Source organism: Pseudoxanthomonas wuyuanensis (assembly GCF_900215535.1).
GTDB classification, from domain to species: domain Bacteria; phylum Pseudomonadota; class Gammaproteobacteria; order Xanthomonadales; family Xanthomonadaceae; genus Pseudoxanthomonas_A; species Pseudoxanthomonas_A wuyuanensis.
This window is the reverse complement of record NZ_OCND01000004.1, coordinates 214,156-235,654: the sequence shown is the minus strand read 5'-3', so window position 1 is coordinate 235,654 and position 21,499 is coordinate 214,156. Positions and strand designations below refer to the sequence as shown.

The following is a 21,499-nucleotide window of genomic DNA, read 5'->3' as shown; positions in this document are numbered from 1 at the left end:
CTGCGTCAGCGCAGGGCAGGAGCGGCGGGTAGCGGGTGATGGCGTTGGCGGCGCTGCTGCAGGAGGGGGCGACGTGGCGCGGATTCGCGCTGCCGCTGGGATCTGCAGTGCTGCTGGGATTGCTGGTCTGGTGGGGACTGCTGGCGCTGGCCCGGCGCATGGACGGGCGCGATTATCGCCGCGCGCGCATCGTGCGGGTGATTGCGGTGCCGCTGGCGTTTGCGTTGCCGCTGGTGCTGCTGGCGTTCGGACTGGAAGCCACGCCGTTGCGCGAACGTCCGCTGGAAGCCTCGCTGCATGCGATCCGCATCGGCCTGGTCGGATGCGTCAGCTGGCTGCTGGTGCGGGCGGTGGCCGCGGTGGAAGCGGCCATTCTGCGCAAACACTCGATGGAAGTCGCCGACAACCTGGCCGCGCGCCGTATCCACACCCAGACCCGTGTGCTCAGCCGGGTCGTCATGGGCGCGATCATCCTGCTGGGGGTGTCGGTGGCGCTGCTCAGTTTTCCGGCGGTGCGCCAGATCGGCGCAACCCTGCTGGCGTCGGCCGGCATCATCGGGCTGGTTGCCGGCATCGCCGCCAAGCCGGTCTTCGGCAACCTGATCGCCGGGCTGCAGATCGCCCTGACCCAGCCGATCCGGCTGGACGATGTGGTGATTGTCGAAGGGGAGTGGGGCCGTATCGAGGAAATCACCAGCTCGTTCGTGGTCGTGCATATCTGGGACGAGCGGCGGCTGGTGGTGCCGCTGACCTGGTTCATCGAGAATCCGTTCCAGAACTGGACCCGGCGCAGTGCGCAGATGCTGGGTACCGCCTTCCTGTGGCTGGACTACCGCGTGCCGATGGCGGCGGTGCGCGCGCAGTTGCAGGCGATTTGCGAAAGCGACGAGCGCTGGGACGGACGCGTGTGCGTCAGCCAGATTACCGACACCAGCGAACGCGGCGTGCAGGTGCGGCTGCTGGTGAGCGCGCGCAATTCCGGCGATGCTTTCGACCTGCGCTGCGCAGTGCGCGAGCGCATGATCGATTTCCTGCTGCGGGAGTATCCGGAATCGTTGCCGCGGCTGCGCGCCGAACTCGATCGGCAGACCGTCGAGGGCCGCCACGCCGCTCCGCCTTCAGAAGCCCAGACGCGTTCGCCCGGCGCCGAGGATGGTCCGCCGGCGGTACAGCCGCAAGCCGACTGAAAACCGCGCAGTCGCGCTCATGACCAGTGCGCCGTGAGCGTCCGTTGCTGGCGGGGAATCGTCCAGATGGTGTTGCGCGCCAGCAATCTGGCGCATTCGGATGCAGGCAGCGGCGGACTGAACAGGTTGCCCTGCATCTCGTCGCAGCCGTTGCTCGCCAGCCAGGCTGCCTGCGCCTCGGTTTCGACCCCTTCGGCGATGGTGCGGCATTGCAACTGGCTGGCCAGGCCGATGATTGCGCGGGTAATCGCGCCCTGGTTGGGCTCGGTGACGTCGCGCACGAACGACTGGTCGATCTTCAGCACATTGAATCCGTAGTTGCCGAGATAGCTGAGGCTTGAGAAGCCGGTGCCGAAATCGTCGATGGCGATGCGCACGCCCAGCGATTTGAGCGCGCGCAGGATGCGGTCGGTGCGTTGCACATCGCGCATGATGGTGGTCTCGGTGACTTCCAGTTCCAGGAATTCCGGCGCCAGGCCGCTGTCTTCCAGTGCGGCGATCACGGTATCCAGCAGCAGGTCGGTATCGAAATTGGCGGCGGCGATGTTGACCGAAACCCGCACCGGCGGAAGGCCGGATTGCTGCCAGATGCGATTCTGCCGGCAGGCCGCGCGGATCGCCCAGTGGTCGATGTCGACGATCAGGTTGGTTTCCTCGGCGATCGGCAGGAACTCGCCCGGCAGCACCAGCTGGTCGCCGCGCTGCCAGCGTGCCAGCCCTTCGATGCCGACGATCCTGCCGCTGTGCCGGTCCACTTGCGGCTGGTAGTGCAGGCAGAGATCGCCGTTGCGCAGACCGCGGCGCAGGCTGTTTTCCAGCTCGATGCGGGCATCGACGCTGGCAGCGAGTTCGCGGGTATAGAAGCGCGCGGCATTGCGTCCGCTGCGCTTGGCCAGGTACATCGCGGCGTCGGCGCGCATCATCAGGGTGGCCGCGTCGTAGCCGTCGTCGGGGAACAGGCTGATGCCGATGCTGAAAGCCTGGTGCAGCTCGTGCGATGCGACGGTGTAGGGGGTGCCGCCGATCGCCAGCAGGCGGTCGGCCATCTGCAGCACGCTGTCGCGGGTCAGCACGTTGTCCAGCAGCACGACGAATTCGTCGCCTCCGGTCCGGTAGACGCTGCCCAGATTGCCGATATTGCGCTGGATCCGGCGCGCCACCTGCTGCAGCAACTGGTCGCCGATATGGTGACCCAGAGCGTCGTTGACGTGCTTGAACAGATCGAGGTCGATGAACAGCACCGCCACGCCGTTGCCGCGGTTGGTGGCGCAGCTGATCAGTTGCGCCAGCGTTTCGTTGAGCTGCATCCGGTTGGGCAACCCGGTCAGCGAATCGTGATGCGCCAGATAGGCCATGCGCGAGCTCAGCGCGCGCGCCTCGGTGATGTCGCGCAGCACCAGTACCGAGCCGATCATCGCCTCGTCGCGGTCGTGCAGCGGCGAAAGCGAGCGTTCAACCAGGATGCGCCGGCCGTCCAGGCGCCGCAGTTCGGTGTCGCCCATCATTGCGCTGGGGTGCGGGCCGTCGTGCTGGCTCAGGTCGGTAACCTGGCTGAGCGGTACCACCTGGTCCAGCGGCTGGTGCAGCGCACGTTCCAAGGGCCAGCCGCTGAGCGCCTCGGCGGCCGGATTCATATAGGTCACGCGCTGGCCGACATCGACGGTGATGACGGCCTCGCTGATGGAGGTCAGGGTGACTTCGGCGCGCTCGTTGGCGTTGTACAGCGCGGTTTCCAGGCGGACCTTTTCGGTAACGTCGATCGACATCACGAAAAAGCCGTTGACCCGGCCGGCATCGTCGATGTCCGGAGTGTAGTAGGTGTGCATCCTGCGCAATCCTTCCGGCCCCATGAACGAGGTTTCGAAGTCGACATCGCGCCCGGACAGGACCGCATCGATGTACGGTTTGCGCCTGGCGTAGGCCTCTTCCCCGAACAGCTCGATGATGGCGATCCCCGGCCGGTAGGGTTGCTGCCAGGTAACCGTGTCCGCGCAGGCGCGGTTGAAGAAGACGGCCCGCTCGTCGCGGTCGTACTGCGCAATCAGCGCCGGCAGCTTGTCGGTGATGCGCTGCAGATGATCGCGGGCCAATGCCAGTTCGCGGTTGGCGCGCTGCTGTTCGCTGTTGTCGCTGGCCATCAGGTACCAGCCGGAGATCTGTTGGTCCTTCTCCAGGTCCGGCACCAGATAGACCTGCACCGGCCGTGGCGGATGGCCGATTTCCGCCTGCCAGGCGGCCAGATGCTCGGGCGTGCATTCGGCCATGGCTCGCTGCAGCGCTTCCCGGAAGGCAGGAGTGTCGGCGTGCACGTCTTCCAGCGTGCGGCCGCTCCAGCCGACCGTCGAGCCGAACCAGTCGCGGGTGGCGCGATTGGCGAAACCGTACATGCCATTGCGGTCGATGTAGGCGATCAGTGCCGGCAGATGATCGGCAACCGCATCCAGCAGCGCCCGGCTGCGGTGGTCGGCGCGGGCCAGATTGCGCAGCAGGGCGAACAGCAGGATGCCGAACGCGATGCCGCCGGCGACCAGCAACAGGAGGGTGGGGATGCCGGTCACCGCCGCCCCTAGCGGCGGCGATTCCAGTTGCAATGGCCACGAGCGGCCGAAGAACTGCAGTTGCGCGGTATGAGAGAAAGCAGGCCGCATCGCCGCACCATGCTGCTGGCGCAGCGCGCGGCTTTCGAATACCGGTGGTTCGCCGGGCTGGCCGGAACCCAGCTGCAGATCGAAATACTGCGGGTACCCGGTACCCAGCGCTTGCTCGATGACCTGTTTCCAGCCAAAGCCTGCGACGGCAAAGCCGCGCAGCGAGGCCTGCTTCTGGCCGATGCTGGACTGCGGCGCCAGCGGCACGGAGTACACCGGCGCGAACAGCAGGAAACCGTACGCCTCCGGCGAACCGGCTGCCGCATCGGCCAACACCACGCGCGGCGCGGCCGCCAGTTCGCCGGTGTCGCGCGCCTGCTCGACAGCGGCACGGCGCGCCGGTTCGGCCAGCAGATCCCTGCCCAGCAACCTGCGCATGCCGTGCAGATCCGGGTAAAGCAAATCGATGACAACGTAGCGTTCGCGTTCGCCCGCAGGATGGATATCGAAACTGTCGCCGTAACTGGCGCGCTGTGCGGCGAGGTAGTCGTCGCGCTCCTGGCCGGCGACCAGCCGGGCGAATCCGAGCCCGTGCACGCCGGCCTGGCGGCTTGGGATCTGCAGCTTGTCGACGAAGGCATGGAAATTGGCGTTGTCGATCTGCGAACGCGCTTCCAGAGCGCCCGCTGCGGCGCGCACCGTGTCCTCATAGGCATGCATCCGGGTGGCGATGGCGGTCGCCGCTGCGGCGGCACGGGCGTCGAACTGCGCCTTGGCGCTGTCGCGCGCCTGTTGCCAGCCGACATAGCCAAGCCACAAGGACAGCAGGACCGCCAGCGCCAGCACGCACCAGGCCAGCGTATCGAGCCGGCGCAATCGTCCGGCCGCACCGCGGCGCGTGCCGCTCAGGGCCCGCAATTCCGAAGCGCGGTCCGGATTCACGTCCATGCTTTCAGCATACCCCCGCCGCTTGCCAGGTGTCCCCCGGCGCCATCCTACGCCGCAATTCGCTGGTCGACCAACCGCTGCCGCGGGCGCCCGCCGGAGGCGGCGGCAAGGCCGGCGGTCGTGCCAGGGGCAGGCTCAGTTTGCCGCCGGGCGGGCCGGCTTCTGCAGGCTGGGCCAGTACTCTGGCGGCTTGCGCGCGCGGGTCAGCTGTTCGTAGGCAAAGCCCAGCTCGATCAGCCGCGGTTCGCTCCAGGCGGTACCCATGAACACGATGCCCAGCGGCAGGCCATCGCTATGCCCCATCGGTACGGTCAGGCTGGGATAGCCGGCCACGGCGGCGGCGCCATAACCTGCGCCGGGAAACCGGTCGCCGTTGGCGTAGTCGGTCGGCCATGCCGGACCGGTGGTCGGCGCGATCAGCGCATCCAGCTTCTGCGCCTTCAACGCGGCATCGATGCCTTCGGGGCCGGCCAGCCGGCGCGCCAGGCTGCGCGCGGCGATATAGGCCGGGTCGCCCAGCCCGCCCTTGCCGTTGGCCATCTCGAACAATTCCTGTCCGAAGTAGGGCATTTCCGAGGTCCGGTACTGCTGGTTGAAACCGATCAGCTGCGGCAGCGTCTTCAGCGGCGCATCGTGGTTGCCCAGGTAGCGTTCCACCCCGACCTTGAATTCGTACAGCATCAATTCCAGTTCGGCGTCGTCCCATTGGCCGTCGGTGGGTATCTCGGCGTCGACCACGGTCGCGCCGGCTTCGCGCAGCACTTCGATGGCCGCCTCCATCGCCATTGCCGCATCCGGATGGATGGCGAACTTGCTGCGCAACACGCCGATGCGTGCGCCTTTCAGCGCGTCGGTCCTGAGCCGGGCGTGGTAGTCCAGGGTCACGTTCCAGGCCGACCCGGTGGTGGCGGCATCGGCCACATCGCGTCCGGCCAGCACGGTCAGCAGCAGCGCCGCGTCGGCCACGCTGCGGGTCATCGGGCCGGCGGTATCCTGGCTGTGCGAGATGGGCACGATACCGTTGCGGCTGACCAGGCCGACGGTGGGCTTGAGTCCCACCAGTCCGTTGACGGCGGCGGGGCACAGGATGCTGCCGTCGGTCTCGGTGCCGATGGCGGCGGCGGCAAGATTGGCCGACACCGCGACCGCGCTGCCGGAACTGGACCCGCAGGGATTGCGGTCCAGCACGTAGGGGTTGCGGGTCTGGCCGCCGCGCGCGCTCCAGCCGGAGGTGGAACGGGTAGAGCGGAAATTGGCCCATTCGCTGAGATTGGTCTTGCCCAGGACCACCGCACCGGCCTCGCGCAGGCGGCGCACCAGGAAGGCGTCGGTCTTGGGCCGGAAATCCTGCAGCGCCAGCGAGCCGGCGGAGGTCACCATAGGCGTGGCGTCGATATTGTCCTTCAGCAGGATCGGGATGCCATGCAGCGGACCGCGTACCGCATTGCCCTTGCGTTCGATGTCGCGCAGCGCCGCTTCCTTCAGCGCGTCGGGATTGATTTCGATGATCGCATTGAGCTGCGGACCGGCCTTGTCGATGGCGGCGATGCGGTCCAGGTAGGCCTGGGTCAGGGTGCGGCTGTCCAGTTCGCCGGCGCGCATGCGTGCCTGCAGATCCGCGATATCCATTTCGGCGAACAGGAAATCGGTGGGCGGCACCAGTGCGGTCGCGGCTGCGGGGGGCGCGGGTTCTGCGGCTGGCGCGGGCTCGCGGTCGCAGGCGGTCAGCGCAAACGTCAGGGCAAGCAATAGCGCGAGTGGCCGCATTTTCGATCCCCGGTGAGTAGCTTGGCAGGCTACGCAGCCGCGCCGGGCGCCGTCAATTACTTCTGCGCTTGACGATGTCGCGCCACAGCACGGCCACCACCAACAGGTTGACGAACAGCAGCGTCCAGGTGTGCCAGCCGTGGTGATGATAGAGCGCGTACAGGTCCAGCGGCAGGTAGGCGGCCGAGCCGATGCAACCCAGCCACGAGGCCCAGACACGGGTCCGCCACAGCCCCCAGGCCTCCACCAGCCGCATCAGCGCATAGACCAGCGCGATGATGACCGCCCAGTGGACCGCTTCGGGGTTGATGGCATTCAGCAAGCGCGGCAGGACGCCGTTTTGCGGGTCCAGGTGCAGGCGGGTAATCAGGTCCTCCACCCAGCGCCGCAGCGGTTGCGGGCCCAGCAGCGCCAGGCCCGCCGCAGTGGCCAGGGCAAGCAGGCCCTTGGCGCCTTCGAACACGGCGATCAGGTGCAGTCCCGGATGCGCCTGCGGATCCGGGTTGTAGGCTGCCTCGCCCATTCGCGGAAGCAACGATCAGGCGGCGCGGCTGGCGCGCTTGCGGTCGCTTTCGCTGAGGAACTTCTTGCGCAGGCGGATTTCCTTCGGAGTGACCTCGACCAGCTCGTCGTCCTCGATGAAATCCAGCGCCTGTTCCAGCGTGTACTTGATGGCAGGGGTCAGCTTGATGGCGTCGTCCTTGCCCGAGGCGCGCATATTGGTCAGCGGCTTGGGCTTGATCGCGTTGACGGTCAGATCGTTGTCCTTGGAATGGATGCCGATCAGCTGGCCTTCGTAGACGTTGTCGCCTTCGGCGGCGAACAGCTTGCCGCGCTCTTCCAGCGGCCCCAGCGAATAGGCGGGGGTGGTGCCGGCGGCATTGGCGATCATCACGCCGTTCTGGCGCTTGGCGATGGCGCCCTGTTCCTTCGGACCGTAGTGGTCGAACACATGGAACAGCAGGCCCGACCCCTGGGTCAGGGTACGGAATTCGTTCTGGAAACCGATCAGACCGCGGGCCGGAATCATGTAATCCAGGCGTACCCGCCCCTTGCCGTCGGACTCCATGTTCTTCAGCTGGCCCTTGCGGATGCCCAGCTTCTCCATCACCCCGCCCTGGTGGACTTCCTCCACGTCGACGACCAACTGTTCGACCGGCTCCATCAGCTTGCCGTCGATTTCCTTGATGATGACTTCCGGACGCGACACCGCCAGTTCGAAGCCTTCGCGGCGCATGGTCTCGATCAGCACCGACAGGTGCAGTTCGCCGCGGCCGGAGACCAGGAACTTGTCCGGGTCCGAGCCTTCCTCGACCTTCAGCGCGACGTTGTGCAGCGTTTCGCGTTCCAGCCGCTCGCGGATCTGGCGGCTGGTCAGGAACTTGCCGCCGGACAGGTCCTTGTTGCCTGCGAACGGCGAGTTGTTGACCTGGAAGGTCATGCTGATGGTCGGCTCATCGACGGTCAGCGCCGGCAGCGCTTCCGGCGCGTCCAGCGCGCAGACGGTATCGGAGATGCTCAGATCGGCAACGCCGGAGATGGCGACGATGTCGCCGGCCTCGGCTTCCTCGACTTCGATGCGTTCCAGCCCCATGAAGCCCAGGACCTGCAGGACCTTGCCCTGGCGCTTCTTGCCTTCGCGGTCGACGATGCTGACCGGTTGGTTCTTCTTGACCTTGCCGCGCTGGATGCGGCCGATGCCGATCAGGCCGACGAAGTTGTTGTAGTCCAACTGGCTGATGCGCATCTGGAACGGACCGTCCGGGTTCACTTCCGGCGGCGGCACATGCTTCATGATCGCTTCGTACAGCGGAGTCATGTCGCCCTCGCGGGCGGCATCGTCCAGGCTGGCATAGCCGTGCAGCGCCGAGGCGTAGACGATCGGGAAGTCCAACTGCTCGTTGGTCGCGCCCAGCTTGTCGAACAGGTCGAACACCTGGTCGATCACCCAGTCCGGACGCGCGCCGGGGCGGTCGATCTTGTTGACCACGACGATCGGCTTGAAGCCCATCGCGAACGCCTTCTGGGTGACGAAGCGGGTCTGCGGCATCGGCCCGTCCATCGCATCGACCAGGATCAGTACCGAGTCCACCATCGACAGCACGCGCTCGACCTCGCCGCCGAAGTCGGCGTGTCCGGGGGTGTCGACGATGTTGATGCGGTTGCCCTGCCAGGTGATGGCGGTGTTCTTGGCCAGGATGGTGATGCCGCGTTCCTTTTCCTGGTCGTTGCTGTCCATCACGCGCTCGGCAAGCACCGTGCGTTCGGACAGGGTGCCCGACTGCTTGAGCAGGCAGTCGACGAGGGTGGTCTTGCCGTGGTCGACGTGGGCGACGATGGCGATATTGCGGAGGTTCTGGATGGACATGCGGAAAAGGCGCGCCGGAAAGCACGCGAGGCTTGGGGAGGAATGGGGCGTATTATAGCGGGTTAACGCCCGCTCCCGGGCCCGGATGTGAATACGGAGTTAAAAAATGTCCCTGACCGCCACTTTCGATACCTCCCGCGGCCCGATCAAGGTCGAGCTGTACCCCGACAAGGCCCCGCTGACGGTGGCCAACTTCGTCAACCTGGCCAAGCGCGGCTTCTATGACGGGTTGAATTTCCACCGTGTCATCCCCGATTTCATGATCCAGGGCGGCTGCCCGGAAGGCTCCGGCCGCGGTGGCCCGGGCTACCGTTTCGAGGACGAGACCAACAACGGCGTACGCCACGAGCGCGGCGTGCTGTCGATGGCCAATGCCGGCCCCAATACCAATGGCAGCCAGTTCTTCATCACCCACATCAAGACCGACTGGCTGGACGGCAAGCACACCGTGTTCGGCAAGGTGCTGGAAGGCCTGGATGTGGTCGATGCGGTGGTCCAGGGCGACGTGATCAACAAGCTGACCATCGAAGGCGATGCCGAGGCCGTGCTGGCGGCGCAGGCCGATCGTGTGGCGGAGTGGAACCGCCAGCTCAGCGCCTGAGGCGGCGGGGCCGGTCCGGCCGGGATTGCGCCGGGCCGTGCAGCGCCACCCGCCTGCCAGCCGGACGACTCCTGCGACTATTGGCGAGCCGGCCGGCCGGGGCCGGCATGTTAAAATTTCCTGCTGTAGCGGCCCTGGCTCCGTGGCTTGAGACGGAACCGGGGGCCTTACTTGGCCGGGCTTCTCCCGCGCCGGCATCTTCCCCAATCGGAGATATCCCGTAATGAAATCCCCCGTTCGTGTCGCAGTCACCGGCGCCGCCGGCCAGATCGGTTACGCCCTGCTGTTCCGTATCGCCTCCGGCGAGATGCTCGGCAAGGACCAGCCCGTCATCCTGCAGTTGCTGGAGCTGCCGATCGACAAGGCCCAGGCCGCGCTGAAGGGCGTGATGATGGAGCTGGAAGACTGCGCGTTCCCGCTGCTGGCCGGCATGGTTGGCACTGACGACCCGGAAGTGGCGTTCAAGGATGCCGATGTGGCGCTGCTGGTCGGTGCGCGTCCGCGCGGTCCGGGCATGGAGCGCAAGGACCTGCTGCTGGAGAACGCCAAGATCTTCACCGCGCAGGGTGCCGCGCTGAACAAGGTCGCTTCGCGCAACGTCAAGGTGCTGGTGGTCGGCAATCCGGCCAACACCAACGCCTACATCGCCATGAAATCCGCCCCGGACCTGCCGGCGAAGAACTTCACCGCCATGCTGCGCCTGGATCACAACCGCGCGCTGAGCCAGCTGGCCAACAAGGCCGGGGTGGCCGTCGGCGATATCGAAAAGCTGATCGTGTGGGGCAACCACAGCCCGACCATGTACCCGGATTACCGTTTCGCCACCGCCGGCGGCGCCTCGCTGAAGGACAAGATCGACGACGCAGACTGGAATGCCAACACCTTCATCCCGCAGGTCGGCAAGCGCGGCGCGGCGATCATCGAAGCCCGCGGCCTGTCCTCGGCCGCGTCGGCCGCCAACGCCGCCATCGACCACATCCGCGACTGGGTGCTGGGCAGCAACGGCAAGTGGGTGACGATGGGCGTGCCGTCGGATGGCAGCTACGGCATTCCCGAAGGCGTGATCTACGGTGTGCCGGTGATCACTGCCAACGGCGAATACACCCGCGTCGAAGGCCTGGAAGTGGACGAGTTCAGCCGCACCGCGATGGACAAGACCCTGGCCGAGCTGGAAGAAGAGCGCGCCGGCGTGGCGCATCTGTTGGGTTGACCGCATCACGCAATCTGTAAAAGAAGGGGCGGCCATGGCCGCCCCTTTTCATGCAATCGGCGAGGATGGTGCCAAGCGCGGCAACCATGTCCTGGCCTGATACAGCAGAGGGCGCTCCAGCATGAAGTAGGACACTAGGCCTATCGCAATGCTGGCGGCCACCGCGGTACCGGCGAACAGCGCGTGGTGCCAAGGCGAGTAAGTCGGCCCCAGCATCTGCCACAGCCTGCCTATCGCCGACAGCGCAAAAACGTGGGACAGATACAACGAATAGCTGCTGTCGCCCAGAAGGACCAGGAAGCGAGGCATTGCATGTGGATGATCGCGTTCCCATGCCACCATACCAAGCACCAACAGCACGCTGGCAGGACCGAACAGGAGTGTGCGCAAGATTGGGTAGGGCGATGGAAGTGAGCCAGTTGGACCGGCCAGCCGATCCAGCAACATCATCGCGCCGATGAGCCCGATGATACCCAGGGGCAGGGAGAGTCTGGTCAGGAACCAAGGGATACTTCGCCAGTAGCGCCCCACCAGCGCGCCCGCAATGAATTCCAGCGTCATCGGATTCAATGCGACCTGCGCCCAGGGCGCATGGATACTTTCCCAACTTGGCTGTGCGCCTGCCACCAGAAGCCCCCACGCAAGCAGGAACCATAGAAAGCTCCGCTCGCCAAGTACGGCGACTGCAGCGGCGATCACCAGATAGAAATAGACCTCGTGGATCAGGGTCCATCCCACCGTCAGCAGAGGCAACTGAGGTTGGGGCCACAGCAGGTAGGACGCCCAGACCGACTGATCCGCATAGGACGTATTCACTGCCGCCGGCAGCAAAGCCATCAGAGCGAGAACTGCTGTGGTGTAGAACCAATACAGCGGCACGACGCGCCAGAGGCGACGGCCCAGAAAACGGGCTGCGTTGAACGGCGAACGGAACTGCCCCGATGTGATGATTGCCATCACGAAGCCGGAGATGACGAAGAACAAATCCACGCCGCCGTCGGCGAACCGCAATGCGCTCGGCAGCACGAGCGCTTCCGCCCCCAGCTTCGCTTCGACGATGCGCAGGTGAAACAGCACGACCAACAGGGCTGCAACCGCGCGTAGCACTTGCAGCGAGGCGAATATGGAATGGCGATCCGTCACAGTGAGGCTCCTTGGGGCGGCGGCAGTGTAGCGCCGACCTGGGGAGGGAGTGCAATCCGTAAGGTCGCAGCCGCCCTGCGACCAAGGTAGGAAGGCCGGTGCCCTCGCGTAGGGCTATGCTGGTGGCACCGGTTGAACCTGGGAGGTTGCCATGGCTTACGAAGACGTCTATCGCCGTTCGGTGGAGCAACCGGAGGCGTTCTGGGGCGAGGAGGCCAAGGCCATCCATTGGCACAAGCCGCCGCAGCGGATCCTGGATTATTCCAACCCGCCGTTCCGGCGCTGGTTCGTCGGCGGGCAAACCAACCTCTGCTACAACGCGGTGGACCGCCATCTGGCCGCGCGTTCGGATCAGCTGGCGCTGGTCGCCATCTCCACCGAAACCGGTGTCACCCGCGAAATCAGCTATGCCGAGCTGTACCGCGAAGTGAATGCTTTCGCTGCGATCCTGAAGCGGCTCGACGTCGGACGTGGCGACCGGGTGGTCATCTACATGCCCAACATGGCCGAGGCGGTATTCGCGATGCTTGCCTGCGCGCGCATCGGTGCGGTGCACTCGGTGGTGTTTGGCGGATTCGCCGCGCACAACCTGGCGCTGCGCATCGACGATGCGCAGCCGAAGCTGCTGATCGCCGCCGATGCCGGCATGCGCGGCGGCAAAGTGATCGCGTACAAGCCGCTGGTCGATCAGGCCTGCGCGGAATCGGTATCGCCGCCGCCGAAGGTGTTGATCGTTTCGCGCGGTCTCGACGCAGCCCAACCCAAGGTGCCGGGACGCGACGAGGACTATGCCGCGTTGCGCGCCGAAGTGGGCGATGCGGAAGTCGCGGTGGAATGGCTGGAATCCAACGAGCCCAGCTACCTGCTGTACACCTCCGGCACCACCGGCAAGCCCAAGGGCGTGCAGCGCGATGTCGGCGGCTATGCGGTGGCGCTGGCGCTGTCCATGCGCACGATCTTCGATTGCGCGCCTGGACAGGCGATGTTTTCCACCTCGGACGTCGGCTGGGCGGTAGGCCATTCGTACAACGTCTACGGACCGCTGATCGGCGGCTGCACGTCGCTGCTGTACGAAGGCCTGCCGATCAATCCCGATGCCGGCATCTGGTGGTCGCTGTGCGAGAAGTACGGCGTGCGCACGATGTTCTCCTCGCCAACGGCCATCCGTGTGCTGAAGAAACACGATGTCGGCTTCATCCGCAATCACGATCTGTCGAAGCTGCAGTACCTGTTCCTGGCTGGCGAACCGCTGGACGAGCCGACCGCCAACTGGATCCACGACGCCCTGGGCAAGCCCATCATCGACAACTACTGGCAGACCGAAACCGGCTGGCCGGCGCTCTCGCTGCTGCCGGGGCTGGACATGAAGCCGGTGAAGTTCGGTTCGCCGGGATTCCCCAACCTCGGCTACCGGATGAAGATCATCGACGAGGCCACCGGCGAAGAAGTCCCCGCCAATACCAAGGGCGTATTGGTGATCCAGCCGCCGCTGCCGCCGGGTTGCATGACCACCATCTGGAACGACGACGAACGCTTCATCAGCAGCTACTTCAGCCATTTCAAGGAACTGCTGTACAGTTCGCTGGACTGGGCGATCCGCGACGAAGACGGCTACACCTTCATCCTGGGGCGTACCGACGATGTCATCAATGTCGCCGGCCACCGCCTGGGCACGCGCGAAATCGAGGAGTCGGTGTCCGGTTATGGCGGCGTGGCCGAAGCCGCCGTGATCGGCGTGTACGACGAACTGAAGGGCCAGGTGCCGGTGGTGTTCGCCACCTTGCGCCAGAACACCGACGAACCGCACGAGCGGGTCGCCGCTGCCAACGGCATGCGCCAGGTGGTGGAGCAGAGCCTGGGCGCGGTGGCGCGGCCGGCGCGGGTGTACATCGTCAATGCGCTGCCGAAGACGCGCTCGGGCAAGCTGTTGCGCCGTTCGCTGCAGGCGCTGGCGCAGGGCACCGATCCGGGCGACCTGTCGACGCTGGATGACCCCAACTCGCTGGAAGAAGTGAAAAAGGCGCTGCTGCGCGGGCCCGAAGTCGGCAGCTGACGCGCGTTATGCGGGCTCCGCTGGCGCCACGCCGGCATAGCGGGCGCGCGGCCGGATCAGCCGGCCCTGCGCCTGCTGTTCCAGCGCATGCGCCAGCCAGCCGGCCAGTCGTCCCGCCGCGAACATGACCAGCGCCGGCGTGGCGGCCAATCCGTTGGCGTGGCAGATCGCAGCCAGCATGAAATCGATATTGGGCCGCTGGCCGCTGATGTCCTCGGTGGCGGCAATGATCGTTTCCAGCGATTCCAGCATCGGCGATCCCGCATGCAGTTCACGCAGCCGCGGCAGCAGTTCCGCGGCGCGCGGGTCGCCATGCGGATACATCGCGTGGCCGAAACCGGGCAGGTCGTCGCCGCGCTGCCAGCGCATGGCGATGAAGTCGCGTGCCGAGCCGGCCTCGCGCGCATCGGCAATCAGAGCATAGGCGCGCGCGGTCGCGCCGCCATGGCGCGGGCCGGACAATGCAGCCAGGCCGCTGCACACGGTGGCGTGCAGGTGCGCGCCGGTGGAGGCCACCACGCGCGCCGCGAACGCCGACACGTTCAATTCGTGATCGGCGCAGACGACCAGCGCGGCGCGCACCAGTTCGGCGAAACCTTCGTCGTCCGGCTTCCAGCATTGCGCCAGCAGCCGATGCACCGGGCCGGCGAACGGCGGCTGCGCGACCAGCAGGGCGGCGTTGTGGCGCAGCAGCGCGGCGGCGATTTCATGGCGTACGCGTGGGGCCGAGTTGAACGAGTGCTGCACATCCAGCGCCAGCAGCGGGATGGCGGCCATGGCACGGGCCAGCGGCGGTAGGCGTTCGTTGCCGGCTATCGTGGCGACCGTGGCCGGCCAGTTGCCATCGACCTCGACGGCGAAGGGATCGTGCTCGCCGCAGTCCCACAGCAGCCGGGCAATGTCTTCCAGCGTGGCGCCGGTCCGCACCGCTTCCACCGCGGAGCGGCCGCGGTAATAGGGCCCATCCGGCCGGATCAGCGAGATCTGCGTCTCCAGCACCGGCAATCCGCGGTCCAGGCTTTGGGCTGCGCCGCGTGCCGCGCCGCGGCCGGCGCGTTTGCGCTGTGCCAGCCGTTCCACGTCCTGCCGCGGGTACAGCCGGCTACGGTGATCGGGGCCGGGCCGCGATTCCAGCAGGCCACGGCTGACATAGGCGTACAGCGTGGCCTGGCTGATGCCGAGCAGCCGGCAGGTCTCGCGGGCGGAAAGCAGGTCGGTGTCCATGCCGGATATATTGATTGATTGGATCAAGATTGATCAATGGATGGGATGCTGCCAGATTGGCGCCCGCCGAGGGGCGTACCATTCGCGCACCTCTACTGCCCCGGCGGGTCAGGCCGGGGCGCACACGCCGCTCAAGAGGAGTCCTGTTGCATGAATAACGCATCCGCTGGCGTCGCCGCTTCCCCGGGAGCGAAGTTCCGCGCCGCGCTCGCTGCCGAATCGCCGCTGCAGGTGATCGGCGCGATCAACGCCAATCACGCGCTGCTGGCCAAACGCGCCGGTTACCGCGCGATCTACCTGTCCGGCGGCGGCGTGGCCGCCGGATCGCTGGGCCTGCCGGACCTGGGCATCAATACGCTGGAAGACGTTCTGATCGACGTGCGCCGCATCACCGATGTCTGCGATCTGCCGCTGCTGGTCGACATCGACACCGGCTTCGGGCCCAGTGCGTTCAACATCGAGCGCACGGTCAAGTCGCTGATCAAGGCCGGCGCTGCCGCCTGCCATATCGAGGACCAGGTGGGCGCCAAGCGCTGCGGCCACCGCCCGGGCAAGGAAATCGTGCCGGCCGATGAGATGGTGGACCGGGTGAAAGCGGCTGCCGATGCGAAAACCGATCCGGCGTTCTTCCTGATAGCGCGTACCGATGCCATCCAGGTGGAAGGCGTGGACGCGGCCATCGAGCGCGCCATCGCCTGCGTCGAAGCCGGAGCCGACGGCATCTTTGCCGAGGCCGCCTACGACCTGCCCACCTACCGGCGGTTCGTCGATGCGGTGAAAGTGCCAGTGCTGGCCAACATCACCGAGTTCGGCAAGACGCCGCTGTTCACCCGCGAGGAACTGGCTTCGGTCGGTGTGGCGATACAGCTTTACCCGCTGTCGGCATTCCGCGCCATGAACAAGGCGGCCGAAGCCGTCTACGCCGCCATCCGCCGCGACGGCCATCAGCAGAATGTGGTCGACAGCATGCAGACGCGCGAGGAGCTGTACGAGCGCATCGGCTATCACGACTTCGAGCGGAAGCTCGACGCGCTGTTCGCAGCGAAGAAATGATCTAGACAGGCACCGACGCGGATAGAGCGATCGCCCGGGACGGTCGTTCGAGACAATCGCTCGAAGCGTTCTTTCCGGTGTCCCTGTCCGTGCTTATCCGTGTCGAAAACGCTTTTGATGGGAGACCAGAGATGACAGAACCGTCCGCACCCGCTTTCAAACCCAAAAAATCCGTCGCCCTGTCCGGCACCGCCGCCGGCAATACCGCGCTGTGCACCGTGGGCCGCACCGGCAACGACCTGCACTACCGCGGCTACGACATCCTGGACCTGGCCACCAGCAGCGAGTTCGAGGAGATCGCCTACCTGCTGGTGCACGGCAAGCTGCCCAGCCGCGCCGAACTGGCCGGCTACAAGGCCAAGCTGAAGGCGCTGCGCGGCGTGCCGGCCGCGGTGAAGGCCGCGCTGGAACAGTTGCCGCCGTCAGCGCACCCGATGGACGTAATGCGCACCGGGGTGTCGATGCTGGGCTGCGTATCGCCGGAGAAGGACGACCACAACCATCCCGGCGCGCGCGATATCGCCGACAAGCTGATGGCCTCGCTGGGCTCGATGCTGCTGTACTGGTACCACTTCAGCCACAACGGCAAGCGCATCGATGTGGAAACCGATGACGATTCCATCGGCGGCCACTTCCTGCATCTGCTGCACGGCGAGAAGCCGCGCGATTCGTGGGTGCGCGCCATGCACACCTCGCTGATTCTCTATGCCGAACATGAGTTCAATGCATCGACCTTCACCGCGCGCGTGATCGCCGGCACCGGCAGCGACATGCATTCGTGCATCGCCGGCGCCATCGGCGCGTTGCGCGGCCCCAAGCATGGCGGCGCCAACGAGGTCGCGTTCGAAGTGCAGAAGCGCTACGAAACGCCGGACGAGGCCGAGGCCGACATCAAGGCGCGGGTGGAACGCAAGGAGGTGGTCATCGGTTTCGGCCATCCGGTCTATACGGTTGGCGACCCGCGCAACCAGGTGATCAAGCAGGTGGCCAGGGACCTGTCCGAGGAGCAGCAGAACACCAGGATGTACGCCATCGCCGAACGGCTGGAATCGGTGATGTGGGACATCAAGAAGATGTTCCCCAACCTGGACTGGTTCAGCGCGGTCAGCTACCACATGATGGGCGTGCCGACGGCGATGTTCACGCCGCTGTTCGTGATCGCCCGCACCAGCGGCTGGAGCGCGCACGTCATCGAGCAGCGCATCGACGGCAAGATCATCCGCCCCAGCGCCAACTACACCGGGCCGGAAGACCTGGCCTTCGTGCCGATCGAACAGCGCGGCTGAAAGCCGCTCCCGGGTGCGGGGCCATGCGGCCCCCATCCATCCCTTCGGGCAACAGCGGCGGGCCCGCCGCCACCCGCCAAGCCACGCTCGCACCTGCCACGTAGCCAAGCCATGAACCGCTCATATCGCAAACCCCTGCCGGGCACCTCGCTGGACTATTTCGACGCGGAGGCTGCGGTCGATGCCATCCAGCCCGGCGCCTATGCCTCCCTGCCTTACAGCTCGCGCGTGCTGGCCGAAAACCTGGTGCGCCGTTGCGACCCGGCGGCATTGACCGAGTCGCTGAAGCAGCTGATCGAGCGCAGGCGCGATCTGGACTTTCCCTGGTTCCCGGCGCGCGTGGTCTGCCATGACATCCTGGGGCAGACGGCGCTGGTGGATCTGGCCGGGCTGCGCGATGCGATTGCGGAGCAGGGCGGGGATCCGGCCAAGGTCAATCCGGTGGTGCCGGTGCAGTTGATCGTCGACCACTCGCTGGCGGTGGAATGCGGCGGTTACGACCCGGAGGCCTTCGCCAGGAACCGTGCCATCGAGGACCGCCGCAACGAGGACCGCTTCCACTTCATCGAGTGGACCCGGCGCGCCTTCCAGAACGTGGATGTCATCCCGCCCGGCAACGGCATCATGCACCAGATCAACCTGGAGAAGATGTCGCCGGTGATCTACGTGCAGGAAGGCGTCGCGTTTCCCGACACCTGCGTCGGCACCGACAGCCACACGCCGCATGTCGATGCGCTGGGCGTGATCGCCATTGGCGTGGGCGGGCTGGAGGCGGAGAACGTCATGCTGGGCCGCGCGTCGTGGATGCGCTTGCCGGACATCATCGGCGTCGAACTTTCCGGACGGCCGCAGCCGGGCATCACCGCCACCGACGTGGTGCTGGCGCTGACCGAGTTCCTGCGTGCGCAGAAGGTCGTCGGCGCCTGGCTGGAATTCCGCGGCGAAGGCGCCGCGGCGCTGACCATCGGCGACCGCGCCACGATCTCCAACATGGCGCCCGAGTACGGCGCCACCGCAGCGATGTTCTTCATCGACGGCAACACGCTGGACTACCTGCGCCTGACCGGCCGCAGCGACGAGCAGGTGGCACTGGTGGAGACCTATGCCAGGACCGCCGGCCTGTGGGCCGATGCGCTTAAGACCGCGCAGTACGAGCGCACGCTGCAGTTCGATCTGTCCACGGTCGTGCGCAACATGGCCGGGCCGTCGAATCCGCACAAGCGGCTGCCGACCAGCGCGCTGGCCGAACGCGGCATCGCCGACGAAGCGAAGCTGGAGGCGGGCAGGGGCGAGGAAGCGCAGGGCCTGATGCCGGATGGCGCGGTGATCATCGCCGCCATCACCAGTTGCACCAACACCAGCAACCCGCGCAACGTCATCGCCGCCGCCCTGCTGGCGCGCAATGCCAACGCCAGGGGTCTGGTGCGCAAGCCATGGGTGAAGACCTCGCTGGCGCCCGGTTCGAAGGCGGTGCAGCTGTACCTGGAGGATGCCGGCCTGCTGCCGGAGCTGGAGCGGTTGGGCTTTGGCATCGTCGGTTTCGCCTGCACCACCTGCAATGGCATGAGCGGCGCGCTGGACCCGCAGATCCAGCAGGAAATCATCGAGCGCGATCTGTATGCCACTGCCGTGCTGTCGGGCAACCGCAACTTCGACGGCCGCATCCATCCCTACGCCAAGCAGGCCTTCCTGGCCTCGCCTCCGCTGGTGATCGCCTACGCCATCGCCGGCACGGTGCGCTTCGACATCGAAAAGGATGCGCTGGGTTACGACGGGCAGGGCAACGCCATCACGCTGAAGGATATCTGGCCCGCCGACGAAGAGATCGATGCCATCGTCAGGCAGAGCGTCAAGCCCGAGCAGTTCCGCAAGGTCTACGAGCCGATGTTCAATGTGCGCGTGGAGCACGGTGGCAAGGTGGAACCGCTGTACGCCTGGCGGCCGCAGAGCACCTACATCCGCCGCCCGCCGTACTGGGAAGGCGCGCTGGCCGGCGAACGCGCGCTGCGCGGCATGCGTCCGCTGGCGGTACTGCCGGACAACATCACCACCGATCACCTGTCGCCGTCCAATGCGATTCTGCTGGACAGCGCCGCAGGCCAATACCTGGCCAGGATGGGCCTGCCGGAAGAAGACTTCAATTCCTACGCCACCCATCGCGGCGATCACCTGACCGCGCAGCGCGCCACGTTCGCCAATCCCAAGCTGTTCAACGAGATGGTGCGCAACCAGGACGGCAGCGTGAAGCAGGGTTCGCTGGCGCGGGTGGAGCCGGAAGGCAAGGTCATGCGCATGTGGGAGGCGATCGAAACCTATATGGCGCGCAAGCAGCCGCTGATCATCGTCGCCGGCGCCGACTACGGCCAGGGGTCCTCGCGCGACTGGGCGGCCAAGGGCGTGCGCCTGGCGGGCGTGGAAGCGATCGTCGCCGAGGGCTTCGAGCGTATCCATCGCACCAACCTGATCGGCATGGGCGTACTGCCGCTGGAATTCCTGCCCGGCACCACCCGCAAGACGCTGGGCATCGACGGCAGCGAAACCTTTGACGTGATTGGCGAACGTACGCCGCGCGCCGAACTGACCCTGGTCATCCGCCGCAAGGACGGCACGACTGCGCAGGCGCCGGTGATCTGCCGGCTGGATTCGGACGAGGACGTCTCGATCTACGAGGCTGGCGGCGTGCTGCAGCGCTTCGCGCAGGATTTCCTGGATGCCGCCAAGGCCGCCTGACCGGCTTCGGCCCTGCCACGACGCGGGCTCCGGATCCGGTTGTCCAGCGGCTTCATTGTGTGCTTCAACCATTCTCTTCAAGTTCGATACCCCGCCATGAGCCATCCCCCCCAACTCCGCATCCCCGCCACCTACATGCGCGGCGGCACCAGCAAGGGCGTGTTCTTCCGCCTGGAGGACCTGCCCGCGCGCGCACAGGCGCCTGGGCCGGCGCGCGATGCGCTGCTGCTGCGGGTGATCGGTTCGCCCGATCCCTACGGCAAGCACACCGATGGCATGGGTGGGGCGACGTCCAGCACCAGCAAGGTGGTGATCATCGCCAAATCCGCGCAGCCCGGGCATGACGTGGATTACCTGTACGGCCAGGTGCCGATCAACGATGCCTTCATCGACTGGAGCGGCAACTGCGGCAATCTGTCGTCGGCGGTCGGTCCGTTCGCCATTGCCAATGGCATGATCGATCCGGCGCGCGTTCCCGAGAACGGCCTGTGCACGGTGCGCATCTGGCAGGCCAACATCGGCAAGACCATCGTTGCGCATGTGCCGGTGACCGATGGTGCAGTCCAGGAAACCGGCGATTTCGAACTGGACGGGGTGACATTCCCGGCGGCGGAAGTGCAACTGGAGTTCATCGATCCCGCCGACGAGGGTGAAGGCGAAGGAGGGGGGGCCATGTTCCCGACCGGCAACCTCGTCGACGATCTCGACGTGCCCGGCGTAGGCATCTTCAGGGCCACGATGATCAATGCCGGGGTGCCGGTGGTTTTTGTCGATGCCGCCGCACTGGGTTACGACGGCACCGAGCTGCAGGGTGCCATCAACGAGGACAAGGCCGCACTGGCGAAGCTGGAAGCGATCCGCGCCCACGGTGCAGTGCGGATGGGCCTGGTGGCGGATGCCGCACAGGCGGCGGCACGCCCGCTGACGCCGAAGATCGCCTTCGTCGCGCCGCCGAAGGACTACCTGTCATCAAGCGGCAAGCCGGTCCGCGCGGCCGACATCGATCTGCTGGCGCGGGCCATGTCGATGGGCAAGCTGCACCACGCGATGATGGGAACCGCCTCGGTCGCCATCGCCGCCGCCGCCGCCGTGCCCGGCACGGTGGTCAATGCCGCGGCCGGGGGCGGCACGCGTGAGGTGGTGGTGTTTGGTCACCCGTCCGGCACCTTGCGTGTCGGCGCGGAACTGAAGTTGGCGGATGGCCAGTGGTCGGCGACCAAGGCCATCATGAGCCGCAGCGCCCGTGTGCTGATGGAAGGCGTGGTGCGCGTGCCGGGCGATTCGTTCTGACGTAAGCCGGCGCGCCCGCACGGGCGTCAGGAGGTCTGCACGAAGCAACGT

14 protein-coding genes are annotated in these 21,499 nt (G+C 66.3%); 8 read left to right on the top strand and 6 right to left on the bottom strand.

Annotated elements, in window-relative coordinates; translation table 11 throughout:
* The first annotated feature begins 38 nt into the window (after nucleotides 1-38).
* Entirely contained in the window at nucleotides 39-1,187 is a 1,149-nt protein-coding gene (locus CRO39_RS10350) for a mechanosensitive ion channel family protein (RefSeq protein ID WP_097121870.1), read from the top strand.
* A gap of 17 nt (nucleotides 1,188-1,204) precedes the next feature.
* Here CRO39_RS10350 and CRO39_RS10345 read toward each other — a convergent pair whose 3' ends face one another.
* From CRO39_RS10345 to typA, 4 genes are all read right to left on the bottom strand, one after another.
* Nucleotides 1,205-4,723, bottom strand: coding sequence for a bifunctional diguanylate cyclase/phosphodiesterase (locus CRO39_RS10345; protein ID WP_097121869.1), 3,519 nt, complete (start codon nucleotides 4,721-4,723; stop codon nucleotides 1,205-1,207).
* 135 nt (nucleotides 4,724-4,858) lie between these two features.
* Nucleotides 4,859-6,490, bottom strand: coding sequence for an amidase (locus CRO39_RS10340; RefSeq protein WP_097121868.1), 1,632 nt, complete (start codon nucleotides 6,488-6,490; stop codon nucleotides 4,859-4,861).
* 52 nt (nucleotides 6,491-6,542) lie between these two features.
* Nucleotides 6,543-7,013 (bottom strand): DUF2127 domain-containing protein, encoded by a 471-nt coding sequence (locus tag CRO39_RS10335; protein ID WP_097121867.1) that lies wholly within the window; start codon nucleotides 7,011-7,013, stop codon nucleotides 6,543-6,545.
* Nucleotides 7,014-7,028: 15 nt separating this feature from the next.
* Nucleotides 7,029-8,858: a translational GTPase TypA gene (gene typA / locus CRO39_RS10330; protein ID WP_097121866.1), complete on the bottom strand. Its 1,830-nt coding sequence runs from the start codon at nucleotides 8,856-8,858 to the stop codon at nucleotides 7,029-7,031.
* A 106-nt stretch (nucleotides 8,859-8,964) separates the two neighbouring features.
* Here typA and CRO39_RS10325 point away from each other — a divergent pair, with 106 nt between their 5' ends.
* Both CRO39_RS10325 and CRO39_RS10320 read left to right on the top strand, forming a co-directional pair.
* Complete coding sequence (locus tag CRO39_RS10325; RefSeq protein WP_097121865.1) at nucleotides 8,965-9,459, top strand: peptidylprolyl isomerase; 495 nt, start codon at nucleotides 8,965-8,967, stop codon at nucleotides 9,457-9,459.
* 223 nt (nucleotides 9,460-9,682) lie between these two features.
* Nucleotides 9,683-10,669: a malate dehydrogenase gene (locus CRO39_RS10320; RefSeq protein WP_097121864.1), complete on the top strand. Its 987-nt coding sequence runs from the start codon at nucleotides 9,683-9,685 to the stop codon at nucleotides 10,667-10,669.
* A gap of 48 nt (nucleotides 10,670-10,717) precedes the next feature.
* Here CRO39_RS10320 and CRO39_RS10315 read toward each other — a convergent pair whose 3' ends face one another.
* Nucleotides 10,718-11,812 carry an acyltransferase family protein gene (locus CRO39_RS10315; protein WP_097121863.1) on the bottom strand — a complete coding sequence of 365 codons (1,095 nt, stop codon included), beginning with the start codon at nucleotides 11,810-11,812 and terminating at the stop codon, nucleotides 10,718-10,720.
* Nucleotides 11,813-11,963: 151 nt separating this feature from the next.
* On the opposite strand from CRO39_RS10315, the gene prpE reads away from it, so the two are divergent.
* Complete coding sequence (prpE, locus tag CRO39_RS10310) at nucleotides 11,964-13,865, top strand: propionate--CoA ligase (protein ID WP_097121862.1); 1,902 nt, start codon at nucleotides 11,964-11,966, stop codon at nucleotides 13,863-13,865.
* Nucleotides 13,866-13,871: 6 nt separating this feature from the next.
* Here prpE and CRO39_RS10305 read toward each other — a convergent pair whose 3' ends face one another.
* Entirely contained in the window at nucleotides 13,872-15,089 is a 1,218-nt protein-coding gene (locus CRO39_RS10305) for a citrate synthase family protein (protein ID WP_097121861.1), read from the bottom strand.
* A gap of 150 nt (nucleotides 15,090-15,239) precedes the next feature.
* Between CRO39_RS10305 and prpB the strand changes: the two genes are divergently transcribed.
* The 4 genes from prpB to prpF all read left to right on the top strand — a co-directional run bounded on the left by prpB (nucleotide 15,240) and on the right by prpF (nucleotide 21,448).
* Nucleotides 15,240-16,142 carry a methylisocitrate lyase gene (gene prpB, locus CRO39_RS10300; protein WP_097121860.1) on the top strand — a complete coding sequence of 301 codons (903 nt, stop codon included), beginning with the start codon at nucleotides 15,240-15,242 and terminating at the stop codon, nucleotides 16,140-16,142.
* A 131-nt stretch (nucleotides 16,143-16,273) separates the two neighbouring features.
* A complete protein-coding gene (gene prpC, locus CRO39_RS10295) occupies nucleotides 16,274-17,428 on the top strand; it encodes a bifunctional 2-methylcitrate synthase/citrate synthase (RefSeq protein WP_097121859.1) in 1,155 nt (384 codons plus the stop codon).
* Nucleotides 17,429-17,539: 111 nt separating this feature from the next.
* Nucleotides 17,540-20,158: a Fe/S-dependent 2-methylisocitrate dehydratase AcnD gene (acnD, locus tag CRO39_RS10290; RefSeq protein ID WP_097121858.1), complete on the top strand. Its 2,619-nt coding sequence runs from the start codon at nucleotides 17,540-17,542 to the stop codon at nucleotides 20,156-20,158.
* Between the two features lie 96 nt (nucleotides 20,159-20,254).
* Complete coding sequence (prpF, locus tag CRO39_RS10285; RefSeq protein ID WP_097121857.1) at nucleotides 20,255-21,448, top strand: 2-methylaconitate cis-trans isomerase PrpF; 1,194 nt, start codon at nucleotides 20,255-20,257, stop codon at nucleotides 21,446-21,448.
* Nucleotides 21,449-21,499 lie beyond the last annotated feature (51 nt).

Excerpts from the sequence above, each read along its gene's own strand:
- prpF (WP_097121857.1), top strand. The coding sequence starts at position 20,255 with ATGAGCCATCCCCCCCAACTCCGCATCCCCGCCACCTACATGCGCGGC.
- prpB (WP_097121860.1), top strand. The coding sequence starts at position 15,240 with ATGAATAACGCATCCGCTGGCGTCGCCGCTTCCCCGGGAGCGAAGTTC.
- prpE (WP_097121862.1), top strand. The coding sequence starts at position 11,964 with ATGGCTTACGAAGACGTCTATCGCCGTTCGGTGGAGCAACCGGAGGCG.
- CRO39_RS10320 (WP_097121864.1), top strand. The coding sequence starts at position 9,683 with ATGAAATCCCCCGTTCGTGTCGCAGTCACCGGCGCCGCCGGCCAGATC.
- CRO39_RS10350 (WP_097121870.1), top strand. The coding sequence starts at position 39 with ATGGCGTTGGCGGCGCTGCTGCAGGAGGGGGCGACGTGGCGCGGATTC.
- CRO39_RS10345 (WP_097121869.1), bottom strand. The coding sequence starts at position 4,723 with ATGGACGTGAATCCGGACCGCGCTTCGGAATTGCGGGCCCTGAGCGGC.
- typA (WP_097121866.1), bottom strand. The coding sequence starts at position 8,858 with ATGTCCATCCAGAACCTCCGCAATATCGCCATCGTCGCCCACGTCGAC.
- CRO39_RS10335 (WP_097121867.1), bottom strand. The coding sequence starts at position 7,013 with ATGGGCGAGGCAGCCTACAACCCGGATCCGCAGGCGCATCCGGGACTG.
- CRO39_RS10305 (WP_097121861.1), bottom strand. The coding sequence starts at position 15,089 with ATGGACACCGACCTGCTTTCCGCCCGCGAGACCTGCCGGCTGCTCGGC.
- CRO39_RS10340 (WP_097121868.1), bottom strand. The coding sequence starts at position 6,490 with ATGCGGCCACTCGCGCTATTGCTTGCCCTGACGTTTGCGCTGACCGCC.
- prpC (WP_097121859.1), top strand. The coding sequence starts at position 16,274 with ATGACAGAACCGTCCGCACCCGCTTTCAAACCCAAAAAATCCGTCGCC.
- CRO39_RS10325 (WP_097121865.1), top strand. The coding sequence starts at position 8,965 with ATGTCCCTGACCGCCACTTTCGATACCTCCCGCGGCCCGATCAAGGTC.
- acnD (WP_097121858.1), top strand. The coding sequence starts at position 17,540 with ATGAACCGCTCATATCGCAAACCCCTGCCGGGCACCTCGCTGGACTAT.